We start from the raw sequence: 22,509 nt of genomic DNA on the forward strand, positions 1-22,509 counted from the left end.
GCACGAAGCGCCGGAGACGGGGCTGGACCGAAAATATTAGACGACGTACAATTTTGCTCATCGTCTAATATTTGCCGCCATGTCCCGTCCCGATCTTCCGATGCCCGCGGCCCCCGATGCCGGACGCCGCGAACGCAAGCGCCAGCAGACGCTGGACCATCTTGCCCAGACTGCCTATCGCCTCTTCGAAACGCTGGGCTACGACGCCGTCACGATGGAGCAGATCGCCGCCCAGGCGGACGTCTCCAAGGGCACGCTCTATAACCACTTTCCGGTCAAGGAAGCGTTGCTGGCGCATCGTTTCCATGGCGAACTCGCCGCCACCCTGGCGGCGCTCGGGCCCGCGCTGCGGAAACTGCCGTCGTTCGCGCAGCGCCTGACGCGCATCCTGCACGCCTCGGCGCACTGGTCGGAATCCCACCGTGCCTATCTGGGCCCCTATCTGCGCTACCGCCTGGCCACGCTGCAGCCCGGCGAAGACGGCGGCGGCCGCTATCCGCGCAGCGGCCTGCTGGACCTGTTCACGTCGCTGGTCGCCGATGCGCAAGCGGCGGGCCAGTTGCGCGCGGACCTGCCCGCGGCGCTGCTGGCCCACCAATTGCAGTTCCTGTACCTGGGCGCGATGCTGCGCTGGCTGGATCGGTCCGGCGCCGCGCTCAGGACCGAATTCGACGCCGCGATCAGCCTGTTCCTGCGCGGCGCCGCCGCCGCAGACGCGGCATGACGGCCCTGGTGCTGGACTGGGCGGCCGCGGCGCTGGCCGGCCCCGAAGCCGCGGGCGGCAAGGGCTGGCAGTTGGCCCGCATGGCGGGGCTGGGCGTGCCGGTGCCGGACGGCGTCGTGCTGTCGGCGCGGGCCAGCCTGGGCCGGCAGCCCGGCCAGGAAGTGCCGCCAGCGGTGGCGCAAGCCCTGCTGGAGGCGCTGCGCGAGCGCGGCTGGCTGGCGCGCCCGCTGGCCCTGCGTTCCTCCGCGCCGCAGGAGGATTCCGCGGCGGCCTCGTTCGCGGGCATCCACCTTTCCTGCCTGAACGTGCTGGGCGCGCAAGCCGCGGTGGATGCGGTCAGGCGGATCTGGGATTCGCAATGGACGCCGCAGGCCCGGGCCTACCGGCAGCGGCTGGGCCTGGACGCCGCCGGCGCCGGCATGGCGGTGGTCGTGATGCCGCTGATCGACGCCGTCTCGTCCGGCATCGCCTTCACCGTCGATCCCGTCTCCGGCCGCCACGACGACATGCTGATCCATGCCAATTGGGGCCTGGGCGAATCGCTGGTCGGCGGCCAGGCGGACGGCGACGAATACCGGCTGCGCGAAGACTACCTGCGCCAGGCCTGGCCGCTGGCGCAGCGGCGCGTGGGCGCCAAGCGCCAGGCCAGCCTGCCCGCCGCCGCCGGCCAGGGCACCAGCCTGGCCGGCACGCCCCCCGAACGCGCCGCGCAGGCCGTGCTGACGGACGCCCAGGCCGAAAAGCTGGGAGACATCGCGCGCGACGCGGCCCGCGCGCTGGATTACGCGGGCGGCGGCCACGATCTCGAATGGGCGTGGGACGGGCGGCAGTTCTGGATCCTGCAGGCTCGGCCCATCACCGCGACGGCGCGCCATACCTATCCGGCGCTGCGGTCGCAGCCCTCGTACTGGTCGCGCGGCAACACGCGCGAGGTCCTGCCGCAGGCCATGTCGGCGCTGGAATGGGACACCGGGCGGGTCATGGCCCAGCGCATGCTGACCCGCGGCTTCGAACTCAGCGGCTATGCGACGCTGCCGGGCGCTCGGCTGGCGGCGCTGTTCCAGGGCCGCGTGTACCTGGACGCCTCGGTCATCCAATGGGTCGGCTACGACGCGCTGGGCGTGCCGCCGCCGGCCATGAACGCGCTATTGGGCGGCCCCCAGCCCGCCATCGCGGTGCCGCCGGCCACGCCCGCGCAGCGCTTGCGGCACGGCCTGCGCATCCTGCGCTACCTCCGCCGCGCCGCCCCCTTGCGCCGGCGGGCCGCCGCCGACCTGCCGCGGCTGCTGGCGCGCGCGCAAGCCTGGCTGGAAGAACCCCTGCCCGATTCGGGCGCGGGGCTGGGCGCCCGCTTGCGCGAACAGTTCCTGACCGTCCTGGCCGCGGACGACCTGTTCTTCCTGCAGGGCTCGGGCGGCGGCGCGCTGTCCAAGCTGCTGGAGCTGGTCGAAAAGGCCTGCCCGGGCGAAGGCCACGCGCTAACGGCCGCGCTGATGGCGGGAGGCGAACCCAGCGTGACCGCCGAACAAGGCTATGCGCTGATGGCCCTGGCCGGGCTCGCCGCCACCGACGCCGAAGCGCAAGCCTGGCTGCGCGACCCGCGCCGCGACAGCGCCGCCTGGAACACGGCGCTGCCCGACGGCAGCCCGTTCAAGCGGGCGTTCGCGGACTTCCTGGCCCGCTACGGCCACCGCGCCGTCTACGAAACCTATCTGCGCAACCCGCGCTGGCGCGAGGCGCCCGCCTACCTGCTGGACAGCGTGCTGAACCTGATCGGCGCCGACTCCGCCACGCTGCGCGCCAGGCAGGAATCCGCCGCGCGCGGGGCCTGGCGGCGCGTGCGCGCCGCGCTGCCGTTCTGGCTACGCCCGCTGGCCGCCAGGCTGCTGGCCGCGTCCCGCCTCGAAGGCAGGCAGCGCGAAGCCGCCCGCAGCGTGCTGGTGGCCTACCTGGCCGCGGCGCGCCGCAGCGCGCTGGCCCTGGGCGAACGCTACGCCGGCCCGGAAGGATTGGGCGCTGCCGACGACGTCTTCCACCTGACCGCCGCGGAACTCTTCGCCCTGGCCGAAGGCCGGCTCGCTCCCGCGGCCGCCGCCCGCCGCGCGGCCCTGCGCCGCGCGCAGTTAGATGCATGGGCGGCGACGCCGGACCGGGACGTGATCGTCGAACATGCCCAGGACGACGGGCCCGCGCCGGCGGCCGCGCGCGCGGCGCGCATGGCCGGGGAAGACGCGCCCGGCACCTGGCGCGGCACGCCCGCGGCGGGCGGCCGGGCGCAAGGCGCCGCCTTCGTCGCCCGCACGCCGGACGAAGGCCTCGCCATGCCGGCCGGCGGCATTCTCGTGGCGCCTTCCACGGACCCGGCCTGGACGCCCCTGTTCCTGCGCGCCGGCGCCCTGGTGATGGAGGCCGGCGGCTACCTGTCCCACGGCGCCATCGTGGCGCGGGAGTTCGGCATTCCCGCCGTCGTCAATGTGCAGGGCATCCTGGAACACGTCGCCACCGGCGACATGCTGGACGTGGACGCCTCCCGCGGCACGGTCCGCCGCCAGCCGCCCGCCGGATAGGCGGGCGGGCGCCCCTAGGCCTGGCGGGCGGCCGCCAGGCCGAACTGGAACACCGCGCCCGATCCGGCCCGCTCCACCAGCCGGATCTCGCTGTGATGCAGTTGCAAAATGCGCTGCACGATCACCAGCCCCAGCCCGCCGCTCTCGCCCGGCCCCCGGTTCAGCGCGCTGGCCCGGGTGAACAGGCCGGCGCGCAGCGCCTCGGGAATGCCGGCGCCCGAATCGCTGACCTGCACCTGCACCCGATCCTGCGCGATGCCCAGCCGCAGCTCGATGCTTCCGCCTGGCGGGCTGTGGCGGATGGCGTTGTCCAGCAGGTTCGTCAGCACGCGCTCGATCAGCCCCAGGTCCGCGCGCACCGGCGGCAGTTCCCGCGGAATGTCGGTCGTCAGCCGCTGCTGGCGCGCCTCGGCCGCCAGCTCGAACTTCTGGATCACGTCCTGCACCAGTTCGGGCAGCGAAAAGGTCTCGGGCTCCAGCCGCACCAGCCCGGATTCCAGGCGCGCCAGCTCGAACAGTTCCTGCGCCAGGCGGCCCACCTTGCGGCTTTGCGCCAGCGCGATGTCCAGGTAGCGGCGGCGCTCGGCGGGGTCGAGCGTCGCGTCCTTCAGCCGCAGGGTTTCCAGATAGCCGTGCAGCGAAGTCAGCGGCGTGCGCAGATCGTGCGAAATATTGGCGACCAGGTCGCGCCGCTGCTGGTCCTGCCGCGTCAGTTCGCGCCACTGGTCGGAGATCCGCCCGCCCATCTGCACGAAGCTGCGCCGCAGCACCGCGATCTCGTCGCCGCGGTCGTCCAGCGCATCGCCCGGACGCTCCAGCGCGGCCAGGGCGATGCCATCGTCGCCGCCGAAGGCGCGCACCGCGCGGGTCAGGCCGCGCAAGGGGCGCGTGATCAGCGCGAATGCCGCCAGGCCCGCCGCCAGCCCCAGCAGCGCCACCAGCGCGATCGACCACAAAGTCGTGCGCAGCACCGAACTGCGCGACACCGCCATCGCCAGCGCATCGTGCGCCTGGCCCTGCAGCACCACGTAGACATAGCCCTTTTCCTGTCCGCCCACGCGCACCGGCGCGGCGCTGAATACCTTCTGCCCATCCCTGCTGCGCGGATCGTCGCCGGCGATGGGCAGCATCCCGCCGGCCAGCAGGCGCTTCACCGGGGCCAGGTCCACGCGGTCGCGCTTGATCTGGCCGTCGGGCGCGGCGTCGCCCACGATGCGGCCGTCGTTGGACAACAGGTACACCTCCACGGCGGGATTCACCGCCATCAGCATGTCGAACAGCGAGCGCACCGCCTGCGGCCGCCAGCCATCGGCGTCCATCAGTTCATTGGCGCCGGCGATGTGCTGCGCCAGGCCGCTGGACAGGCGCTGCACCACCTCCTGCTCGTAGCGGGAATTGGCGGCGATCTGCAGCCAGGCCGACGCCCCGCAGCATGCCAGCAGAAGCAGCGCGAACACGGCCGAAAGGCGTTGGGTCAGGGTAAACCGTTTCATGGCGCGCCTCCCGCGGCAGCCGGCGCCGCGGCGAATTTGTAGCCCCTGCCCCAGACGGTCAGGATGCGCCGCGGATTGGACGAGTCCGCCTCGATCTTGGCGCGCAGCCGGTTGATATGGGTATTGACGGTGTGTTCGTAGCCTTCGTGCCGGTAGCCCCACACCTGGTTCAGCAGGTCCAGCCGGGAGAACACCTTGTCCGGGTGGCGCGCGAAGAAGTGCAGCAGGTCGAACTCGCGGGGCGTCAGTTCCAGCCGGCGGCCGTCGACCTCGGCCGTCCGCGCGACCGGATCGATGGACAGGCCATGCAGGACCAGGCTGCCGGCGTCCAGGCGCGCGTTGCGCTCCAGGGCTTCGCTGCGTCGCAGCAGCGCCCGCACCCGCGCCACCAGTTCCAGCATCGAGAACGGCTTGGCCAGGTAATCGTCCGCGCCCAGTTCCAGGCCCAGGATGCGATGCACTTCGCTGGAACGCGCGCTGGTGATGATGATGGGGGTGTAGCGCGCCATGGCGCGGGCCCGCTTGCAGATCTCCAGGCCGTCGATGCCCGGCAGCATCAGGTCCAGCACCAGGGCGTCCCAATTGCCTTCCTCCAGCAGGCGCATGCCCACATTGCCGTCGGCGGCATGCTCGACCGCATAGCCCTCGTCCCGCAGATGCAGGCGCAGCAATTCCGCGATGTGGGCGTCGTCTTCGACTATCAATACGCGCCGGGGCGTGTCCATGGGCAGGAAACTCTAAAGAGGGCCGATACGCCTATTGTCGCCAATCCGGGCGGCCGAGTTATCACATTTAATTTAAGTTTGCGTGAGGACTTCGGTATCGGCGCGGGAGAAGAATGGCGCCAACGACAACGAGCACCGGAGTCCCGCCATGTTGGCCACCCCCGCAAGCCGCGACGCGCCGCCCGTCCCGCCGGCGGACGCCCCCATCCACCCGGGCTGGCTGCGCGCCCTGCATTGGCTCAATGCCCTGGCCGTGGTCGTCATGGCCATGAGCGGCTGGCGCATCTATAACGCCTCGCCCTTGTTCGACTTCGTCTTTCCCAATGAGATCACGCTGGGCGGCTGGCTGGGCGGGGCCCTGCAATGGCACTTCGCCGGCATGTGGCTGCTGTTTTTCAACGGCATCCTGTATTTGGCGATGAACCTCGCCACCGGCCGCCTGTGGCGCAAGTTCTTCCCCCTGAGCGCCCGCGGCCTGGCCGCCGACCTGGGCGCGGCGCTGCGCGGCAGGCTGTCGCACGCCGATCCGCGCCGCTACAACCAGGCGCAGCGCGCGGCCTACCTGTTCGTCATGGTCGATATCGCCGTGCTGGTGCTATCCGGATTGGTGCTGTGGAAGTCGGTGCAGTTCGATCTGCTGCGCGAACTGATGGGCGGATACGAGGCTGCGCGCCGGGTGCATTTCATCGCCATGGCCTTGCTGACGGCATTCGTGGCGGTCCATCTGGTGATGGCGGCCCTGGTGCCCCGCAGCCTGATCGCCATGATCCGCGGCAAATAAGGAGCCACTCGTGAGCAAGTACAAGCGCCCCCCTCTTCCCGGCCTGGACGGCCCGGCCATCCTCAAGGAAGCCGGAAAGATCCTGGAAAAACGGGTCGAACAGCCCTCGCGCCGCGCGTTCCTGCGCAGCAGCCTGACCCTCGGCGGGCTGGCCATGCTGTCGGGCTGCTCGTTATCGGACGATGAAAACGTGGAACAGGCGCTGGCCGCCGTCTCGCGCTTCAACGACCGGGTGCAGGGCTGGATCTTCGACCCCGCCAAACTGGCGCCGACCTATCCCGAATCCATGATCGCGCGGCCGTTCCCGTTCAACGCCTACTACGGCATCGACGAGGTGCGCCGCGTGGACGAGGAATCGTTCCGGCTGGAAGTGACCGGGCTGGTCGCCGATAAGCGCCGCTGGCGGCTCGACGAACTGCGCGCCATGGCGCAGATCGAGCAGGTGACGCGCCATATCTGCGTGGAAGGCTGGAGCGCCATCGGCAAATGGGGCGGCGTGCCGTTTTCGAGCTTCCTCAAGCGCGTGGGCGCGGACCTGGGCGCCAAGTACGTGGGCTTCAAGTGCGCCGACGACTACTACACCAGCATCGACATGCCCACGGCGCTGCACCCCCAGACCATCCTGGCGCTGACCTGGGACGGCCAGGCGCTGCCTCCGGAGTACGGCTTCCCCATGAAGCTGCGCATGCCTACCAAGCTTGGCTACAAGAACCCCAAGCACATACAGGCGATTTTCGTCACCAACACCTACCCGGGCGGTTACTGGGAGGACCAGGGCTACAACTGGTTCGGCGGAAGCTAGGTGCAATCACTCTTCCTGAAAGGAACACATCATGAAAACACTCACTGCCGCTACCCTGTCCCTATGCCTGGCTTTCGGCGCCGCGGCCGTCCACGCCGCCGACACCATGGGCAAGGACGCCATGGGCAAAAGCTCCATGTCCAAGGAGGGAATGGCGAAGGACGGCATGTCGAAAGGCGGGATGTCCAAGGACGCCATGCCGAAGAACAGCATGTCCAAAGACGCGATGGGCAAGGCTCCCACGCCCAAGGACGGCATGTCCAGGGACGCCATGGGCAAAGCCCCGATGTCCAAGGACGGCGCGAAGCAATGACCCTCCCACGCCCCTTCCTGTTCCGGAGCATTCCATGACACTCGACCGCAGGCATTTCCTGGGCCTGGGCGGCGCGGCGGCCATCGCCGCCGGCCTGGCCCCGGTCCTGGCCGCGCGCGGCGGCCCGGCGGCCGCCGCCCCGTCCTTCCCCTACACGCTGAGCGACGCGCAGTGGCGCGAACGGCTGAGCCCCGAACAATACGGCGTGCTGCGCCGCGAAGGGACCGAACGCCCCTATTCCAGCCCGCTCAACGACGAACACCGCAACGGCACCTATGCCTGCGCCGGCTGCGCCCGCCAGTTGTTCTCGTCGTCCGCCAAGTTCGACAGCGGCACCGGCTGGCCCAGCTTCTGGCAGCCCCTGGCCGGCGCCGTGGGCGAAACCAGCGACCGCAGCTTCGGCATGACCCGCGTCGCCGTGCACTGCGCCAACTGCGGCGGCCACCTGGGCCACGTCTTCGATGACGGCCCGCGGCCGACCGGGCTACGCTATTGCATGAACGGCGTGGCGATGACGTTCACTCCCCAGGGCTGACGCCGGCCCCCAACCCTCACAGGAACCGACGCCATGTCCCCGACCCTCCTGCCCCGCCGGCTTTGCGCCATGCTCGCCGCCGCCTGCTCCCTGCTGGGCGCCGCCGCGGCCTCCGCCGCCGAATCCGCCTTCATCATTCCCCCTCCCGCCCTGGATCAGCCGGCCGGCGGCGCCGCGCCCCAGAAGGCGGTCCTGGCCGGCGGCTGCTTCTGGGGCGTGCAGGCCGTGTTCCAGCACGTCAAAGGCGTGGCCGGCGCCGTCTCCGGCTATGCCGGCGGCGAAGCCGGCACCGCCAACTACGACGCCGTCAGCAGCGGCCGCAGCGGCCATGCCGAAGCGGTCGAAATCACCTACGACCCCGGCCAGGTCAGCTACGGCCAACTGCTGCAAATCTATTTCTCGGTGGCGCACGACCCCACCCAGCTCAACCGCCAGGGTCCGGACACGGGCCCCCAATACCGGTCCGCGGTCTTTCCCGCCGACGACGGCCAGCGCAAAGTGGCCGAGGCCTACATCGCCCAATTGAACAAGAGCGGCGCCTACCCCAAGGCGCTGGCCACCACCGTGGAACCGCTGCGGGCCTTCTACCCCGCCGAGGACTACCACCAGGACTACCTGGTGCGCCATCCCTACAGCATGTACATCATGGTGAACGACGTGCCCAAGGTCGAAAACCTGGCCAAGACCTTTCCCGGCCGCTACCGGGACAAGCCGGCGCTGGTGAAACCGTAGACCGCGGCCCGTCAGCGGCGCGCGCGAACCAGCCCGGCCGCCCCGCCCTCGAATCGCCTCAAGGCGGGACAGCCTCCCTCGGGGGGCAGCAAGCACGTGCAGCGTTGGGGGCCCGTCCGGGGGCCCACCATTCAGTGTCCCGTCGAATCCCCCTGGCGGCTGGCCTCGAACAGGAACCACGTGCGGCGTTCGGTTTCGTCGATCCAGTTCTCGATCAAACTGGAACTCGCGATGTCGCGATGCTCGTCGGTGATGTTGTGCGCCTCGCGCAGCGCCGCCGCCAGGACCTTGTTGTCTTCGCGCAGCTCGGCCAGCATGTCCAGCGGCTGCACGTAATCGGCGTCGTTGTCCGATATGCGCTGCGAACGCGCGATGTGCCCGATCGAGCGCAGCGTCATGCCGCCGATCTTGCGGATGCGCTCCGCGATGGGGTCCGTCATGGCGAACAACTGGTCGCCCTGCTCGTCCAGCAGCAGGTGATAGTCGCGGAAGTGCGGCCCGCTGACGTGCCAATGGAAGTTCTTGGTCTTCAGATACAGCGCGAACACGTCGGCCAGTATCTGGTTCAGCGCGGCGGAAATGTCGCGGGTGGCCGTCGCCGCCAGGTCGGTCGGCGTCGCCAGCGGACGCTTGCGCCGCTCTTTCAATGTCTTGGTGGTCTTCTCATCCAGTTTCTTGGCCATGACTAGCAACTCCTAGGAATGATCCGGAAAACGCACGCTCGGAAAACGCACTCGCGACGCGAGGTGCTTCGCGTTGCGATCCCCAAGGGTAAATCCGCTTGCCCGCTTTGCCAATGGTCCGAATCAAGACATCCGCAAGCTGAAATCCGGTTCGGCTAGGAGTATGCTACGCCGCGTCCAATCAGCCAGATTCCATCATCGCTATGCGCGGCAATCCCGACGCCAGACAAGGCGCCATCGCATTGCACGGGTTTTACTTCCTGTATTACGGCCTGCAAGGCGTCAGCATTCCCTTCCTGCCCTTGTGGTTCGCCAGCCGCGGCCTGGACCCCGCCCTCATCGGGCTGATCGTCGCCACGTCCTTCCTGCCCAAGATCCTGTCCACGCCGGTCGTGGCGCACGTGGCCGACCAGACCGGCCGCGCGCACGCCCTGATCGCCTCGGCCCTGGCCGCCTCGCTGGCGCTGTTCCTCTGCTATCCGTTCAGCGCGGCGCCCGCCTGGCTGCTCGCGGTCACCCTGCTGCTGAACGCCGTGTTCCCGGCGGTCCTGCCCCTGATGGACCGCATGGCCATCGCCAGCGGCCGCGGGCGCAGTTCCTACACCATCATGCGCGCCTGCGGGTCGCTGGGCTTCGCGGCGGTCACCGTGGCGGGCGGCTACCTGATCAAGACCTTCGACGCCGATTGGGTGATCTGGCTGTCCGTCCTGCTGATCGTCGCCTGCCTGGCCTGCGTCCGGCTGCTGCCCCGGGCCGCCCGCCCCGCGGCGGGGGAAGCGCCCGCGGAACGCGTACGCCTGCCCATGCGCGAAGTGCTGCGCGACCGCCCCCTGCTGCTGTGCATCGCCGGGGCATCGCTGGTCCAGGCCAGCAACGGCTTCCTCTACTCCTACTCCACGCTCTACTGGACCGGCGCCGGCCTGTCCACGGCCCTGATTTCCCTGCTCTGGGTGGTCGGCGTGGCCAGCGAAGTGCTGTTCTTCTTCCTGGCGCCCAAGGTCCTGGCGCGCACCGGCGCCCAGTGGCTCATCCTGGCATCCGCCGCCATGACCGCCCTGCGCTGGGCCGGCCTGGCCGCCACCACCGACCCCGCGCTCATGGGCACGCTGCAACTGCTGCAATGCTTCACCCTGGCCGGCAACAACGCCGCCATCATGTGGTACATCGCCCGCCACGTGCCCGCCGCCTGCAAAACCTCGGCCATCGCGCTTTACGCCCTGCTGTCGGGCGGCGTATTCATGTTCGGCAGCATCCAGTTGGGCGGCGCGCTGTACCGCAGCTATGCGCCCGGCGGCTTCCTGGTCATGACGCTGTGCGCGCTTTGCGCGATCCCGCTGATCGTGTATTCGGACAAGCTGCGGCGCACGGTCGGGACGGTATCCGGCGGCGGTGTCTGACACCCCCGGGACGCCCGCGCATGCCTGAAGCCCGTCTCCCCCGGGTGTCAGACACCAGAAAAATGGCAAGCCGCCCGGCTCGCCCCAAAAAGCAGAAGGCCTCGCTTGCGCGAGGCCCTTGCGTCAGCAGCAGCCGATGCGTTTTCTTCCGCCGTAGCGCGCGTCCTGGCGCTCGCGGAAGAATTCCTCGTAGCTCATCGGCTCCTGGTCGGGATGGGTGCGCCGCACGTGCTCGACATACGTCTCGTAGTCCGGCACGCCCACCATCAACCGGAGCGTCTGCCCCAGGTAGCGGCCGGCCGCGCCGGCCGCGGAACTCATATTACTGAACAACATGCGAGGCCTCCTGGGGGCGGTCAGTCCGCGCCGGCCGCGGCCGCTGCCGGCAGCGTTTCGTACGGCGTTTCGCGGGCCGTGGGCTTGTGCTCGTTGCGCGCGCGCTGCACCGAACGCAACCCGAACACCACGATGCTCACCACGACGAAGATGAAGATCCCGCACAGGCCGGCGTTGATGTAGTCGTTCAATACCACGCGCGACATTTCGGCCAGCGACTTGGCCGGAGCCAGGACCTTGCCGTCGGCGATCGCCGCGTTGTACTTGTCGGCGTGCGCCAGGAAGCTCACGCGGGGATCGGCATGGAACAGCTTCTGCCAGCCGGCCGTCAGCGTGCACGCCAGCAGCCACAGCGTCGGCAACACCGTCACCCAGGCGTAGCGGTCGCGCTTCATCTTGAACAGCACCACGGTGCCGAGCGTCAGCGCAATGGCGGCCAGCATCTGGTTGGCGATGCCGAACAGCGGCCACAGCGTATTGATGCCGCCCAGCGGATCCACCACGCCCTGGTACAGGAAGTAGCCCCAGGCCGCCACGCACAGCGCGGTGGCGATCAGGTTGGCGGGCAGCGAGTCCGTGCGCTTGAGCGACGGGGCAAAGGTGCCCAGCAGGTCTTGCAGCATGAAGCGGCCGGCGCGCGTGCCCGCGTCCACCGCCGTCAGGATGAACAGGGCTTCGAACAGGATGGCGAAGTGATACCAGAAGGCCATCATGCCCGGGCCGCCGATGGCCTGGTGCAGGATGTGCGCCATGCCGACGGCCAGCGTGGGCGCGCCGCCCGCGCGGGAGATGATGGTGCTTTCGCCCACGTCCTTGGCGGTCTGGACCAGGTCGGCCGGCGTCACCACGAAGCCCCAGCTCGACACCACCTGGGCCACCTGGTCGGGCGTCGTGCCGATCACGGCGGCCGGGCTGTTCATGGCGTAGTAGATGCCCGGCTCGATCACGCAAGCCGCCACCAGGGCCATGATGGCCACGAACGATTCCATCAGCATGCCGCCGTAGCCGATGTAGCGGGCCTGGGTTTCGTTCTCGATCAGCTTGGGCGTGGTGCCCGAGGAGATCAGGGCGTGGAAGCCCGACACCGCGCCGCAGGCGATGGTGATGAACAGGAAGGGGAACAGGTTGCCGGACCACACCGGGCCGGTGCCGTCGACGAACTGCGTCAGCGCGGGCATCTTCAGTTCGGGCGCCACCACCACGATGCCGATGGCCAGGCCCACGATGGTGCCGATCTTCAGGAAGGTCGACAGGTAGTCGCGCGGCGCCAGCAGCAGCCACACCGGCAGCACCGAGGCGATGAAGCCGTAGATGATCAGGATCCAGGTCAGGCCCTTGCCGTCGAAGTCGAACATGGGGCCGATCACCGGATGCGCGGCCACGTCCTGGCCGAAGGTGATGGCGGCCATCAGGCCCACGAAGCCGATGATGGACACTTCGCCGATCTTGCCCGGGCGGATGTAGCGCAGGTACACGCCCATGAACAGCGCGATGGGGATGGTGGCGGCCACCGTGAAGGTGCCCCAGGGCGAATGCGTCAGCGCCTTGACCACGATCAGCGCCAGCACGGCCAGGATGATGACCATGATCATGAACGCGCCGAACAGCGCGATCACGCCCGGGATCTTGCCCAGTTCGGACTTGACCAGGTCGCCCAGCGAACGGCCGTCGCGGCGGGTCGAGATGAAGAGGATCGTGAAGTCCTGCACGGCGCCAGCGAATACCACGCCGGCCAGGATCCACAGCATGCCGGGCAGATAGCCCATCTGCGCGGCCAGCACCGGGCCCACCAGGGGGCCGGCGCCGGCGATGGCGGCGAAGTGGTGGCCGAACAGCACGTGCTTGTTGGTGGGCACGTAGTCCAGGCCGTCGTTGTACTTCCAGGCCGGCGTCATGCGCGTGGGGTCCAACTGGAAGACCTTGTTGGCGATGAAGCGGCTGTAGTACCGATAGGCGATCAAGTAAACGCATACGGCGGCGATCACCACCCATAGCGCGTTGATGGTCTCCCCTCTGGCCAGCGCCACGGTGCCCAGCGCGAACGCGCCCAGTACCGCAACCGCCAGCCAGACCAGGTGCTGACCCAGTCCCTTACTGCTGGTTTGCATAAGTGCTCCTCTTGCCTCCCGCCATGCTTTTGGCGTGCGCCATCTTGCTGACGTGAAACGCTTTTATCGTCCCGCGGAAGGCAGACTCATTGTTGTGGGGTGGTGGGCGCGCGCGCCCACGCTGCGTCCTGTCGACGCGGACGCTAGTATTTCGTTTTGCCCCGGTGGCAACAAGCGCGAAACTACGCAAGCGGGCTACGTGTTACTACGCAATGCGCCGCAACATAAATTTCCGGAAACCGTAAAATCCGCGGTACATTCCCGCACCGGTCTCCTCGGGGATCCGCGAAATGATGCATCGCAACAAGCGCGCCCGCGCCGATACAAATCCCCTATGAAGCTGCGCCTGAAAATCCTGTTGCTGGCGGCGGTGCCCCTGCTGGTGGCGCTGGCCGCCATCACCGTGGCCGTCTATATGCAGGGCCTGCAACTGGCCCAGCGCGAAAAGCAGGTCGTGGAAAACGCCTGGCTGGCCAGCAAGGAAGGCGAACTGCGCCATTACGTCAGCCTCGCCTACAGCGCCATCGCGCCGCTGCAGGCCTCGGCCGACGACGACGCCACGCGCCAGCGCGCGCTGGACCTGCTGGCGCAGATGGAATTCGGGCACGACGGCTACTTTTTCGTCTATGACCTGCAAGGCAGGAATCTGATGCATCCCCGCCAGCCGGAGCTGGTGGGCCAGCAGCTCTGGGAGCTGCGCGACACCGAGGGCCAGCCCGTCATCCAGAACCTGCTGACGGCCGCCCGGCGCGGCGGCCAGCAAGGCGAGGCGGTGCACTACCTGTGGGAAAAGCCGTCCACCCACCAGACCGAGGAAAAGCTGGGCTACGTGGTGGTGCTGGAACGCTGGGGCTGGATGCTGGGCACCGGCATCTACCTGGACGACGTGGAGCAGGCGCTGGAACGCATCGACGCCGCCGCGCAGTCCAATATCCGCAACATGTTCGCCTGGGTCGCCGGCATCGCCGTCGTGTCCATCCTGGGCGTGGCCGCCTGCGGCCTGGCCCTGAACATCAGCGACCACCGCCAGTCCGACGCCAAGCTGCGCCTGATGGCCCGGCAACTGGTGCGCTCGCAGGAGGACGAACGCGCCCGCCTGTCGCGCGAATTGCACGACGGCATCAGCCAGGTGCTGGTTTCCAGCAAACTGTCCCTGGAGGCCGCCCGCGAACGGCTGCGGCAGTCCCTGCCCGCCGACCCGCGGGCGCTGGCCCATATCGACACCCCGCTGGGCGGCGCGCTGGACCGGCTCAACACCGCCGTGGGCGAGGTCCGGCGCATTTCGCACAACCTGCGCCCCACCCTGCTGGACGACCTGGGCCTGCCCGCGGCGCTGGAGCACCTGGGCCGGGAGTTCGCCATACCCAGCGCGGACGGCGCCCCGCCGCTGGCCGTGCGCCTGCACACCACCGGGCAGCCGGTGAAGCTGCCCGAGGCCTACGCCACCGCGCTGTTCCGCGTCACGCAGGAGGCCCTGACCAACGTCATCCGCCATGCCGGCGCCACCCGCGCCGACATGACCCTGGCCTACTCCGCGCGCGACCTCCGCCTGACCATCGCCGACGACGGCCGCGGCTTCGACTACGACGAGGTGCAGCAGGATCCCCGGCGCGGCATCGGCCTGCGCAACATGCGCGAACGCATGAACGCGCTATCGGGTAACCTGACCTTCCACTCCACCGCCCAAGGCACGATCCTGCAGGCTTGGTTGCCCCTGCCCGCAGCCGCGCCGCCCGCGAGCCAAGCATGACCGACAAGCCCGACGCCATCCGACTCCTGCTGATCGACGACCACCCGCTGGTGCGGGACGGCTTGCGCCTGCGCCTGGAGACCGTGCCCCAGTTGCGGGTGGTGGGCGAAGCCGGCAACGCCGCCGGCGCCCAGGCCTTCCTGGCCGGCTGCCTGGCCGAGGACCCGGCGGGCGGCACCCTGCCCCACCTGGCGCTGATGGACCTGAACATGCCCGGCGTGGGCGGGCTGGAGCTGACCGCCCTGCTGCACGAACGCTATCCACAGATCGCCGTGCTGGTGCTGTCCATGCACGACAACCCGGAATACATGGTCCAGGCCGTCAAGGCGGGCGCCCGCGGCTACCTGCTGAAGGACGAGCCGGCGCAGGAAATCGTCACCGCCATCGACGCCGTCATGGCCGGCCGCAGCTATTTCAGCGCGGCCGCGGCCTTGCGGCTGTCGCAGGCCAGCGCCCCGGCCACGCTGCTGACGCAGCGCGAGCGTGACGTGCTGCGCCATATCGCCAGCGGCCACGCCAACAAGCAGATCGCGCACACGCTGGGCCTGTCGGTGCGCACGGTCGAGACCCACCGCCTCAACATCAAGCGCAAGCTGGGCATAGATGGGCAGGCGGAACTGATTAAATACGCGGTGGAGAACCGCGGGGTCTGAAAGGGAAAGGCCCCCACGCCGCGCACGCTTCGCGCGCTTGCTGCCCCCCGAGGGGCTGTCCCACCTTGGGGCGGCCCGGCGGTGGGACGCCGTCCACGCCGCCCGCCTTGCCGCCTGCGGTAGACTTGGGTCACAACGCGACAGCAAATCACCGCCCCGAGCGCGCAGCCCCCAGGAGTCCCCGATGTCATTGGAAAAGCACTACACCGCCATTCTCGAACAATTGGGGGAGGATCCGTCCCGCGAAGGGCTGGCCGACACGCCGGCCCGCGCCGCCAAGGCCATGCGGCACCTGTGCCGCGGTTATGGGCAGAACCTGGACGAAATCGTCAACGGGGCGCTCTTCACCTCGGACACCCGTGAAATCGTCCTAGTTAAGAACATCGAGCTGTACTCGCTGTGCGAGCACCACATGCTGCCGTTCATCGGCAAGGCGCACGTGGCCTACCTGCCCAACGGCAAGGTGCTGGGCCTGTCCAAGGTGGCCCGCATCGTCGAAATGTACGCGCGCCGCCTGCAGATCCAGGAGAACCTCAGCCGCCAGGTGGCCGAGGCCGTCCAGTCCGTCACCGGCGCCGCCGGCGTGGCCGTCGTCATCGAGGCGCAGCACATGTGCATGATGATGCGCGGCGTCGAAAAGCAGAATTCGTCCATGGTCACCTCGGTCATGCTGGGCGAATTCCACGACAACCCCTCGACCCGGGCTGAATTCCTGAGCCTCATCCGCTAGCAGGATCCGGGTTCATCTTTCGATCTAGGCCGCGTGGCGTGTCGCTGAAAGGCGCTGGCGTTGCATGATGGGTGTCAGACATCCTTGCATGGTGGGTGTCAGACACCCTTGCCACACCCGCGCATACCGACATCCGTCTCGCCGGGGTGTCTGACACCTGGCAGAGATGGTGCGCAGCGTGGGGGTCCACACTTGGCTCCTACTGATCCGGGCATCTGGACCTAGCGTTCTCGGCGCATACGGGCAAACTGATCACCAGCATGCCGGTCGCGCCGGAGCGCGGCCGTTCCCTCCCGGAGATCACCATGAACGCGATATACCGCCTCATCCGCCGCTGCACCCTGGCCGGCCTGGCCGCCGCGCTGCTGGCCGCTCCCGCCTACGCCCAGACCAAGCTGGTGGTCGGCTACCAGCTCATCGTGGGGCCGTTCCTGTCCGCGATCGCGGACGGCAGTTTCGACGCCGCCCTGAAGGAAGCCGGCTACCAGGTGGACTGGCGCCAGTTCACCTCGGGTGGCGACATTTCCACCGCGCTGGCCTCGGGCAACGTGCCGGTCGGCGTGCTGGGTTCCACCGGCATCACGGCCGCGGCCACGCGCGGCGTGGACATGGAGCTGTTCTGGATCCTGGACAACATCGGCAAGTCGGAAGCGCTGGTGGCGCGCAACGGCTCCGGCATCAACGGAACGGCGGACTTGAAGGGCAAGCGCGTCGCCACCCCGTTCGTGTCCACGTCCCACTTCCACCTGCTGGTGGGGCTGGAGCAGGTCTGGAAGATCAATCCGCGCGACGTGCGCATCCTGAACATGCAGCCGCCGCAGATCGTCGCCGCCTGGCAGCGCGGCGACATCGACGCCGCCTACGTCTGGCCGCCCGCGCTGACCGAAATCGCCAAGACGGGCAAGATCATCGCCGACTCCGAACAGATCGGCGCGGCCAGCGTGCCCACCTTCGACGGCATCGTGGCCGACCGCGCCTGGGCCGCCAAGAATCCGAAGTTCATGGCCGCGTTCACCGGGGTGCTGGCCAAGTCCTACGCCGACTACCGGGCCAACGGCGCCAAGTGGACGGCCGATTCTCCGCAGGTCAAGGGCATGGTCAAGCTGATCGGCGGCAAGCCCGAGGACATGGTCGAGGCGCTGAAGCTCCTGGTCTTCCCGACCGCCCAGGAACAGGCGTCCAATGAATGGCTGGGCGGCGGCAAGGAATCGGGCGCGGCGCGGGCGTTCACGGCCAGCGCCAACTTCCTCAAGGACCAGAAGCAGATCGACCGCGCGCTGGGCGACTACAGCCCGCACGTCACGGACAAGTACGCCAAGGCGGCGGCGAAGTAAGCGGCGCCCCGGCCCGGCGGCCGTCCCGCGCCGCCGGGCCGGCCGCCGCCCCATCCAGGGGAGCCGGCATGACCATGCAGCATTCCACAAGCACCGCGCAGCGCCTGTGCGCGGAGAAAGTCAGCGTCACCTATCCCGGCATGCACGACAGCGGCCCGGTGATCGCCTTGCAGAACGTCAACCTGACCATCCAGCCCGGCGAATTCGTCGTCGCGCTGGGCGCCTCCGGCTGCGGCAAGACCACCCTGCTCAGCCTGCTGGCCGGGTTCCTGTCCCCCACCGAAGGCGAGATCACGCTCGGCGGCAAGCCCATCGTCGGCCCGGGCGCCGACCGCGGCGTGGTGTTCCAGAAGCATGCCCTGCTGCCCTGGCTGAACGTGCTGGAGAACACCGAATTCGGCCTGATGCTGCAAGGCGTGGACAAGGAGACCCGCCGCGCCCGCGCGCGCCGCAACCTGGAACTGGTGGGACTGCAGGACTTCCACCGCCACATGATCTACCAGTTGTCGGGCGGCATGCAGCAGCGCGTGGGCATCGCGCGCGCCCTGACCTGCGACCCCGCCATGCTGCTGATGGACGAGCCCATGGCGGCGCTGGACGCGCTGACCCGCGAGACTATCCAGGAGTTGCTGCTGGACATCTGGCGGCAGACCGACAAGATGTTCTTCTTCATCACGCACAGCGTGGAAGAAGCGCTGTTCCTGGGATCGCGGCTGATCGTCATGTCGCCCCGCCCGGGCCGGATCACGCACACCTTCACGCCAGACTTCAACCGGCGCTACCTGGAGACCCGCGATGGCCGCAGCATCAAATCCAGTCCCGACTTCATCGACATGCGCGAACAAGTCCTCGGCATCATCTATGGCGACGAACGCGCCTCCGCCTCCCCCCAGGGCGTCCATGTCTAGGAACCGATCCGGGCACAAGCCCGCGGTGCCGGGCACGGTGTACGGCGCGCCGGGCGCGGGCTACAGCGGGCACATCAGCCTCCTCACCAGCCTGGCGCTGATCGCGCTGTGGTTCCTCGTGACCGGCGCCGGCTGGGTGCGGCCGCTGTTCCTGCCATCCCCCTTCGCCGTCTACGACAAATTCGTCTTCGCGATGACGGAGGGCGTGGCAAACTCCACCCTGACCGAGCACGCGCTGGCCAGCCTGTCCCGCGTCTTCGGGGCCTTCTTCCTGGCCTGCCTGACCGCCATACCGGTGGGCATCCTGATGGGCGTGAACCGCTACGCGCGGGGCATCTTCGATCCGCCCATCGAGTTCTACCGCCCGCTGCCGCCGCTGGCCTACCTGCCGCTGATCATCATCTGGTTCGGCATCGGCGAATTCCCCAAGATCCTGCTGATCTACCTGGCGATCTTCGCGCCCATGGCGATCGCCGCGCGCGCCGGCGTGCGCTCGGTGTCCATCGAGCAGATCCACGCCGCCTACGCCATGGGCGGTTCGCGCAGGCAGATCGTCTGGCACGTCATCCTGAAGGCCGCCATGCCGGAGATCTTCACCGGCATGCGCATCGGCATCGGCGTGGGATGGACCACGCTGGTCGCGGCGGAAATGGTGGCCGCCGACCGGGGCCTGGGCTTCATGGTGCTCAATGCCGCCCAGTTCCTGGCCAGCGACACCGTGATCATGGGCATCATCGTGATCGGCGTGTTCGCCTTCGCGTTCGACCTGCTGGTCCGCTACGTGGAAAAGTTCGCGATTCCCTGGAAGGGACGGGTCTGACCGCCCGGGCAATCCCTCATTCCTTCCCCCATCCGGCTCCTCTATCCTGAGTGGCGGACCCCGGACGGAGGCGGCGCGCCGCGCGCCGTTTCCGCCCGCGCGGCCTTCACAAGGGGAGCCTTCATGTCCAGCCAGGCCTCGATGCTCAAGCCTGTGTTGTGGGAGCGCCTGTTCGAACGGGAAAGCGCGCCCAATCTCAGCCTGCAGGGCTGCGTGCGCCAGATGCTGGTGTCCGCCATCCTGAGCGGCCACCTGCCGCCCGGCACGCCGGTGCCGTCCAGCCGCCATCTTGCCGACCAGCTTCGCATCGCCCGCAACACAGTCGTCTTCGCGTACCAGCAACTGGTCAGCGAGGGCTACCTGGTGTCGCGGGAACGCAGCGGCCATTTCGTCAGCGACACGGTCATGCAGGGGCATTCGGGCCCGGCGGCCGACGCCGCCCATCCGGCCGACGGCGGCGCGCCCGCCGTGCGCTGGGAAGAACGGCTGCGCTTCCGGCCGTCCCGGCAACGCAACATCACCAAGCCGCGCGACTGGCAGAAACAGCCCTATCCCTTCGTCTACGCGCAGTTCGACCAGGACCTGTTCCCCACCGCCGAATGGCGCGAATGCTGCATCAAGGCGCTGTCCGTGCTGGACATCCGCAGTTGGGCGCCCGACCTCATCACCCACGACGATCCCGCGCTGATCGAACAGATCCGCACCCAGGTGCTGCCGCGCCGCGGCGTGTGGGCCGACGCCGAGGAAATCGTCATCACCGTGGGCGCGCAGCACGCGCTCTACCTGCTGGCCGACCTGCTGGTCAACGACGACACGGTGGTCGGCATGGAAGACCCGGGCTACCCGGACGCCCGCAACATCTTCGCCAGCCATACCCGCAACCTGCTGCCGATGCCGGTCGACGAACAGGGCCTGTGCACCGGCACCCACCTGCTGGGCTGCGACTATCTTTTCGTCACCCCCGGGCACCAGTGCCCCACCACCGTCACCCTCTCGATGGAACGCCGCCAGGGCCTGCTGGCGCTGGCCCGCCAGGCCGACAGCATGATCATCGAGGACGATTTCGAAAGCGAAAGCCGCTGGGGCGAAGGCGCCATCCCCGCGCTCAAGAGCCTGGACCGCGACGGCCGCGTGATCTACGTGGGCAGCCTGGCCAAGTCGTTCGCGCCGGGGCTGCGCATCGGCTACATCGTGGCGCCGCGCGAACTGACCGGCGAACTGCGCGCGCTGCGCCGCCTGATGCTGCGCCATCCGTCCGCCTATATCCAGCGCGCGTTCTCGCTCTTCATTTCGCTGGGCCACCACCACGCGCTGCTGCGCAGGCAGTCGCAGGCCTACCAGAAGCGCGGCAACGAACTGTCCCGCGCGCTGGCGCAGCACCTGCCCGACTTCAAGGCCATCCCCATCACGGGGTCGTCCTCGTGCTGGCTGCAAGGCCCGCCCTGGCTCGACGCGGCCGAACTGTCCGAGGCGGCCCTGGCCGAAGGCGTGGTCGTCGAACCCGGCGACGTGTTCTTCATGAACGGCGCCCACGCGCCCCGCAATTTCCTGCGGGTGGGCTTTACCTCGATCCGCCCGGAACACATCGAACCGGGCGTCGCCAGGCTGGCCAAGGTCGTCGCCCGCTACCGCGCCCGCGCCGAAGGGAAGCGGGCCGCGGAGGGCCCGGACCTCAACGCCCTAGAGCAATTCGTCTCGTAGGTAGTACCAGCGGTACAGCAGCCCCTGGCCCAGCCGGCGGAACGGCGCGAACGGATGCCCGGGCAAGGGCGAATCGTAGATGGGCAGGTTCCAGGCCACGCCGTCCTTGCCCATCATCCGCTGCGCCAGCCGCCTGCCCGCGTGGGCCGAGAACGCCACGCCGTTGCCGCCGTAGCCGAACGCGTAAAACACCGGCTGCGCCGGATCGGGCTGGGTCACGCGCGGCATCATGTCGTGGCTGACGTCCACCCAGCCCCACCAGGAATACGCCACTTCCACGCCCTTCAGGGCGGGGAACTTGCGCGCCAGCCCGTCGCGCAGCAGCGCCAGATGGCGGGGATGCTCCGCGTCGGCGCCCCGCAGGGCGCTGCGGCTGCCGATCTGCATGCTGCCGTCGGGCAGCAGCCGGTAATAGAAGCGCAGGGTTCGCGTATCGGTGATGAACACCGTGCTCTTCAAGCCGGCCGCCTCGCGCTCCGCCGGAGACAGCACGCGCGTCACCAGCGAATTCGACAGCACCGGCATGATGCGGTTGTCCAGCAGGCGGTTGACGCCCTGCGCGGTATAGCCGCCGGTGGCGAACGCGACGCGGCGCGCGCGCACCACGCCCCCCGGCGTTTCGAGCAGCACCTTGCCGTTTTCCATGCGCCAGCGCAGCACCGGACTGCCGGGATGCACGCGCACCCCCAGCTCGCGCGCCTGCCTCAGATAGCCATAGGCCAGCTTCAGCGGATGCACGCCCACGCCGTCGGGCTCGTGCATCGCGCCCACGGCCTCGCGGTCGTCCACGTAGCGCTCGCGCAGCGCTTCCCGGCTGAGCATCTTCGTGTCGTAGCCGAAGACCTCGCGCATGACGCGCGCCTCGTTCTCCAGGAACGCCATCTTCTTCCGGCGGTGCGCCGTATACAGGTGCCCGCCCGGCTGCGCGTCGCAATCCACCTGCGCGACCAGGCTCTTCCAGTACTCGAAGCCTTCGCGGATCTCCGCGTCCAGGCGCTTGGCGGTGTCCAGCCCCCAGCGCGCGATCCACTGCGAACGGTACAGCCGCCCCGACGCGTTCTGCCCCTGCCCGCCGTTGCGGCTGGTGCAGCCCCAGACCACGCGATTGGCCTCCAGCACCACCGCCTTCACGCCGAAGTCCCGCGCCAGGGTCAGGGCCGCGGACAGGCCGGTGAAGCCGGAGCCGACGATCACCACGTCGGCGTCGATGTCGCCATCGACCGGGCCGTCGTCCTCGGGCGGCGCGCCGGCGGTCGCGACCCAGTAGGTGGGCGCGTAGTCCTGCCCGCGGCCGGGCGGCGACACCAGCGGATCGTAGGCCGGGTTGTACGCGCTGATTGCTGCCCCGCCCGAACGGGCCGGGCCTTCAGGTTGGAAGGACATTTGGGTATCCATGCTGCGGTTCCGGTTGCTGAAT

At 68.9% G+C, this 22,509-nt stretch carries 21 protein-coding genes; 15 read left to right on the plus strand and 6 right to left on the minus strand.

Features of this window, described 5'->3' with window-relative positions:
- Positions 1 to 79 precede the first annotated feature (79 nt).
- Together AVE30378_RS01155 and AVE30378_RS01160 are read left to right on the plus strand one after the other, a co-directional pair.
- Positions 80 to 724, plus strand: a complete 645-nt coding sequence (locus AVE30378_RS01155) for a TetR/AcrR family transcriptional regulator (RefSeq protein ID WP_244234939.1) — start codon at positions 80 to 82, stop codon at positions 722 to 724.
- A complete protein-coding gene (locus AVE30378_RS01160) occupies positions 721 to 3,291 on the plus strand; it encodes a PEP/pyruvate-binding domain-containing protein (protein ID WP_129238937.1) in 2,571 nt (856 codons plus the stop codon). The genes AVE30378_RS01155 and AVE30378_RS01160 overlap by 4 nt, the downstream gene beginning before the upstream one ends.
- 14 nt (positions 3,292 to 3,305) lie before the next feature.
- On the opposite strand, the gene AVE30378_RS01165 is transcribed toward AVE30378_RS01160, so the two are convergent.
- Both AVE30378_RS01165 and AVE30378_RS01170 read right to left on the minus strand, forming a co-directional pair.
- Positions 3,306 to 4,784 carry a sensor histidine kinase gene (locus AVE30378_RS01165; RefSeq protein ID WP_129238938.1) on the minus strand — a complete coding sequence of 493 codons (1,479 nt, stop codon included), beginning with the start codon at positions 4,782 to 4,784 and terminating at the stop codon, positions 3,306 to 3,308.
- The gene (locus tag AVE30378_RS01170) at positions 4,781 to 5,509 is read right to left on the minus strand and encodes a response regulator transcription factor (protein ID WP_129238939.1); all 729 of its coding nucleotides are present in this window, start codon (positions 5,507 to 5,509) and stop codon (positions 4,781 to 4,783) included. The genes AVE30378_RS01165 and AVE30378_RS01170 overlap by 4 nt, the downstream gene beginning before the upstream one ends.
- A 148-nt stretch (positions 5,510 to 5,657) precedes the next feature.
- On the opposite strand from AVE30378_RS01170, the gene AVE30378_RS01175 reads away from it, so the two are divergent.
- From AVE30378_RS01175 to msrA, 5 genes are read left to right on the plus strand one after another with little or no spacing between them, the layout of a single operon-like run.
- Positions 5,658 to 6,290 (plus strand): cytochrome b/b6 domain-containing protein, encoded by a 633-nt coding sequence (locus tag AVE30378_RS01175; protein WP_129238940.1) that lies wholly within the window; start codon positions 5,658 to 5,660, stop codon positions 6,288 to 6,290.
- 10 nt (positions 6,291 to 6,300) lie between these two features.
- On the plus strand, positions 6,301 to 7,092 hold the full coding sequence (locus AVE30378_RS01180; RefSeq protein WP_129238941.1) for a molybdopterin-dependent oxidoreductase: 792 nt from the start codon (positions 6,301 to 6,303) through the stop codon (positions 7,090 to 7,092).
- A gap of 31 nt (positions 7,093 to 7,123) precedes the next feature.
- Positions 7,124 to 7,405 carry a pentapeptide MXKDX repeat protein gene (locus tag AVE30378_RS01185; RefSeq protein ID WP_129238942.1) on the plus strand — a complete coding sequence of 94 codons (282 nt, stop codon included), beginning with the start codon at positions 7,124 to 7,126 and terminating at the stop codon, positions 7,403 to 7,405.
- A gap of 34 nt (positions 7,406 to 7,439) precedes the next feature.
- Positions 7,440 to 7,940: a peptide-methionine (R)-S-oxide reductase MsrB gene (gene msrB, locus AVE30378_RS01190; protein WP_129238943.1), complete on the plus strand. Its 501-nt coding sequence runs from the start codon at positions 7,440 to 7,442 to the stop codon at positions 7,938 to 7,940.
- Positions 7,941 to 7,973: 33 nt separating this feature from the next.
- Complete coding sequence (gene msrA, locus AVE30378_RS01195; RefSeq protein ID WP_129238944.1) at positions 7,974 to 8,672, plus strand: peptide-methionine (S)-S-oxide reductase MsrA; 699 nt, start codon at positions 7,974 to 7,976, stop codon at positions 8,670 to 8,672.
- A gap of 131 nt (positions 8,673 to 8,803) precedes the next feature.
- Here msrA and AVE30378_RS01200 read toward each other — a convergent pair whose 3' ends face one another.
- Positions 8,804 to 9,355, minus strand: coding sequence for a Dps family protein (locus tag AVE30378_RS01200; protein ID WP_129238945.1), 552 nt, complete (start codon positions 9,353 to 9,355; stop codon positions 8,804 to 8,806).
- A gap of 203 nt (positions 9,356 to 9,558) precedes the next feature.
- Here AVE30378_RS01200 and AVE30378_RS01205 point away from each other — a divergent pair, with 203 nt between their 5' ends.
- Positions 9,559 to 10,752 carry an MFS transporter gene (locus AVE30378_RS01205; RefSeq protein ID WP_129238946.1) on the plus strand — a complete coding sequence of 398 codons (1,194 nt, stop codon included), beginning with the start codon at positions 9,559 to 9,561 and terminating at the stop codon, positions 10,750 to 10,752.
- Positions 10,753 to 10,875: 123 nt separating this feature from the next.
- Here AVE30378_RS01205 and AVE30378_RS01210 read toward each other — a convergent pair whose 3' ends face one another.
- A complete protein-coding gene (locus tag AVE30378_RS01210) occupies positions 10,876 to 11,088 on the minus strand; it encodes a YbdD/YjiX family protein (protein ID WP_129238947.1) in 213 nt (70 codons plus the stop codon).
- Between the two features lie 20 nt (positions 11,089 to 11,108).
- Positions 11,109 to 13,196: a carbon starvation CstA family protein gene (locus AVE30378_RS01215; protein WP_129238948.1), complete on the minus strand. Its 2,088-nt coding sequence runs from the start codon at positions 13,194 to 13,196 to the stop codon at positions 11,109 to 11,111.
- A 334-nt stretch (positions 13,197 to 13,530) separates the two neighbouring features.
- On the opposite strand from AVE30378_RS01215, the gene AVE30378_RS01220 reads away from it, so the two are divergent.
- From AVE30378_RS01220 to pdxR, 7 genes are all read left to right on the plus strand, one after another.
- Positions 13,531 to 14,946, plus strand: coding sequence for a cache domain-containing protein (locus AVE30378_RS01220; RefSeq protein WP_129238949.1), 1,416 nt, complete (start codon positions 13,531 to 13,533; stop codon positions 14,944 to 14,946).
- On the plus strand, positions 14,943 to 15,599 hold the full coding sequence (locus AVE30378_RS01225) for a response regulator (RefSeq protein WP_129238950.1): 657 nt from the start codon (positions 14,943 to 14,945) through the stop codon (positions 15,597 to 15,599). Before AVE30378_RS01220 ends, AVE30378_RS01225 begins: the two co-directional genes overlap by 4 nt.
- A gap of 184 nt (positions 15,600 to 15,783) precedes the next feature.
- Positions 15,784 to 16,329, plus strand: a complete 546-nt coding sequence (folE, locus tag AVE30378_RS01230) for a GTP cyclohydrolase I FolE (RefSeq protein ID WP_042793382.1) — start codon at positions 15,784 to 15,786, stop codon at positions 16,327 to 16,329.
- A gap of 305 nt (positions 16,330 to 16,634) precedes the next feature.
- The gene (gene tauA, locus AVE30378_RS01235) at positions 16,635 to 17,663 is read left to right on the plus strand and encodes a taurine ABC transporter substrate-binding protein (RefSeq protein ID WP_129238951.1); all 1,029 of its coding nucleotides are present in this window, start codon (positions 16,635 to 16,637) and stop codon (positions 17,661 to 17,663) included.
- 68 nt (positions 17,664 to 17,731) lie between these two features.
- A complete protein-coding gene (locus AVE30378_RS01240) occupies positions 17,732 to 18,571 on the plus strand; it encodes a taurine ABC transporter ATP-binding protein (RefSeq protein WP_129238952.1) in 840 nt (279 codons plus the stop codon).
- Complete coding sequence (locus AVE30378_RS01245; protein ID WP_129238953.1) at positions 18,564 to 19,391, plus strand: ABC transporter permease subunit; 828 nt, start codon at positions 18,564 to 18,566, stop codon at positions 19,389 to 19,391. The genes AVE30378_RS01240 and AVE30378_RS01245 overlap by 8 nt, the downstream gene beginning before the upstream one ends.
- Before the next feature lie 123 nt (positions 19,392 to 19,514).
- Complete coding sequence (pdxR, locus tag AVE30378_RS01250; RefSeq protein ID WP_129238954.1) at positions 19,515 to 21,092, plus strand: MocR-like pyridoxine biosynthesis transcription factor PdxR; 1,578 nt, start codon at positions 19,515 to 19,517, stop codon at positions 21,090 to 21,092.
- Here the strand turns inward: pdxR and AVE30378_RS01255 are convergent.
- A complete protein-coding gene (locus tag AVE30378_RS01255; RefSeq protein ID WP_422393602.1) occupies positions 21,072 to 22,475 on the minus strand; it encodes an NAD(P)/FAD-dependent oxidoreductase in 1,404 nt (467 codons plus the stop codon). The genes pdxR and AVE30378_RS01255 overlap by 21 nt on opposite strands.
- Positions 22,476 to 22,509: the final 34 nt, after the last annotated feature.

This window comes from Achromobacter veterisilvae (genome assembly GCF_900496975.1).
Taxonomy (GTDB): Bacteria; Pseudomonadota; Gammaproteobacteria; order Burkholderiales; family Burkholderiaceae_B; genus Achromobacter; species Achromobacter veterisilvae.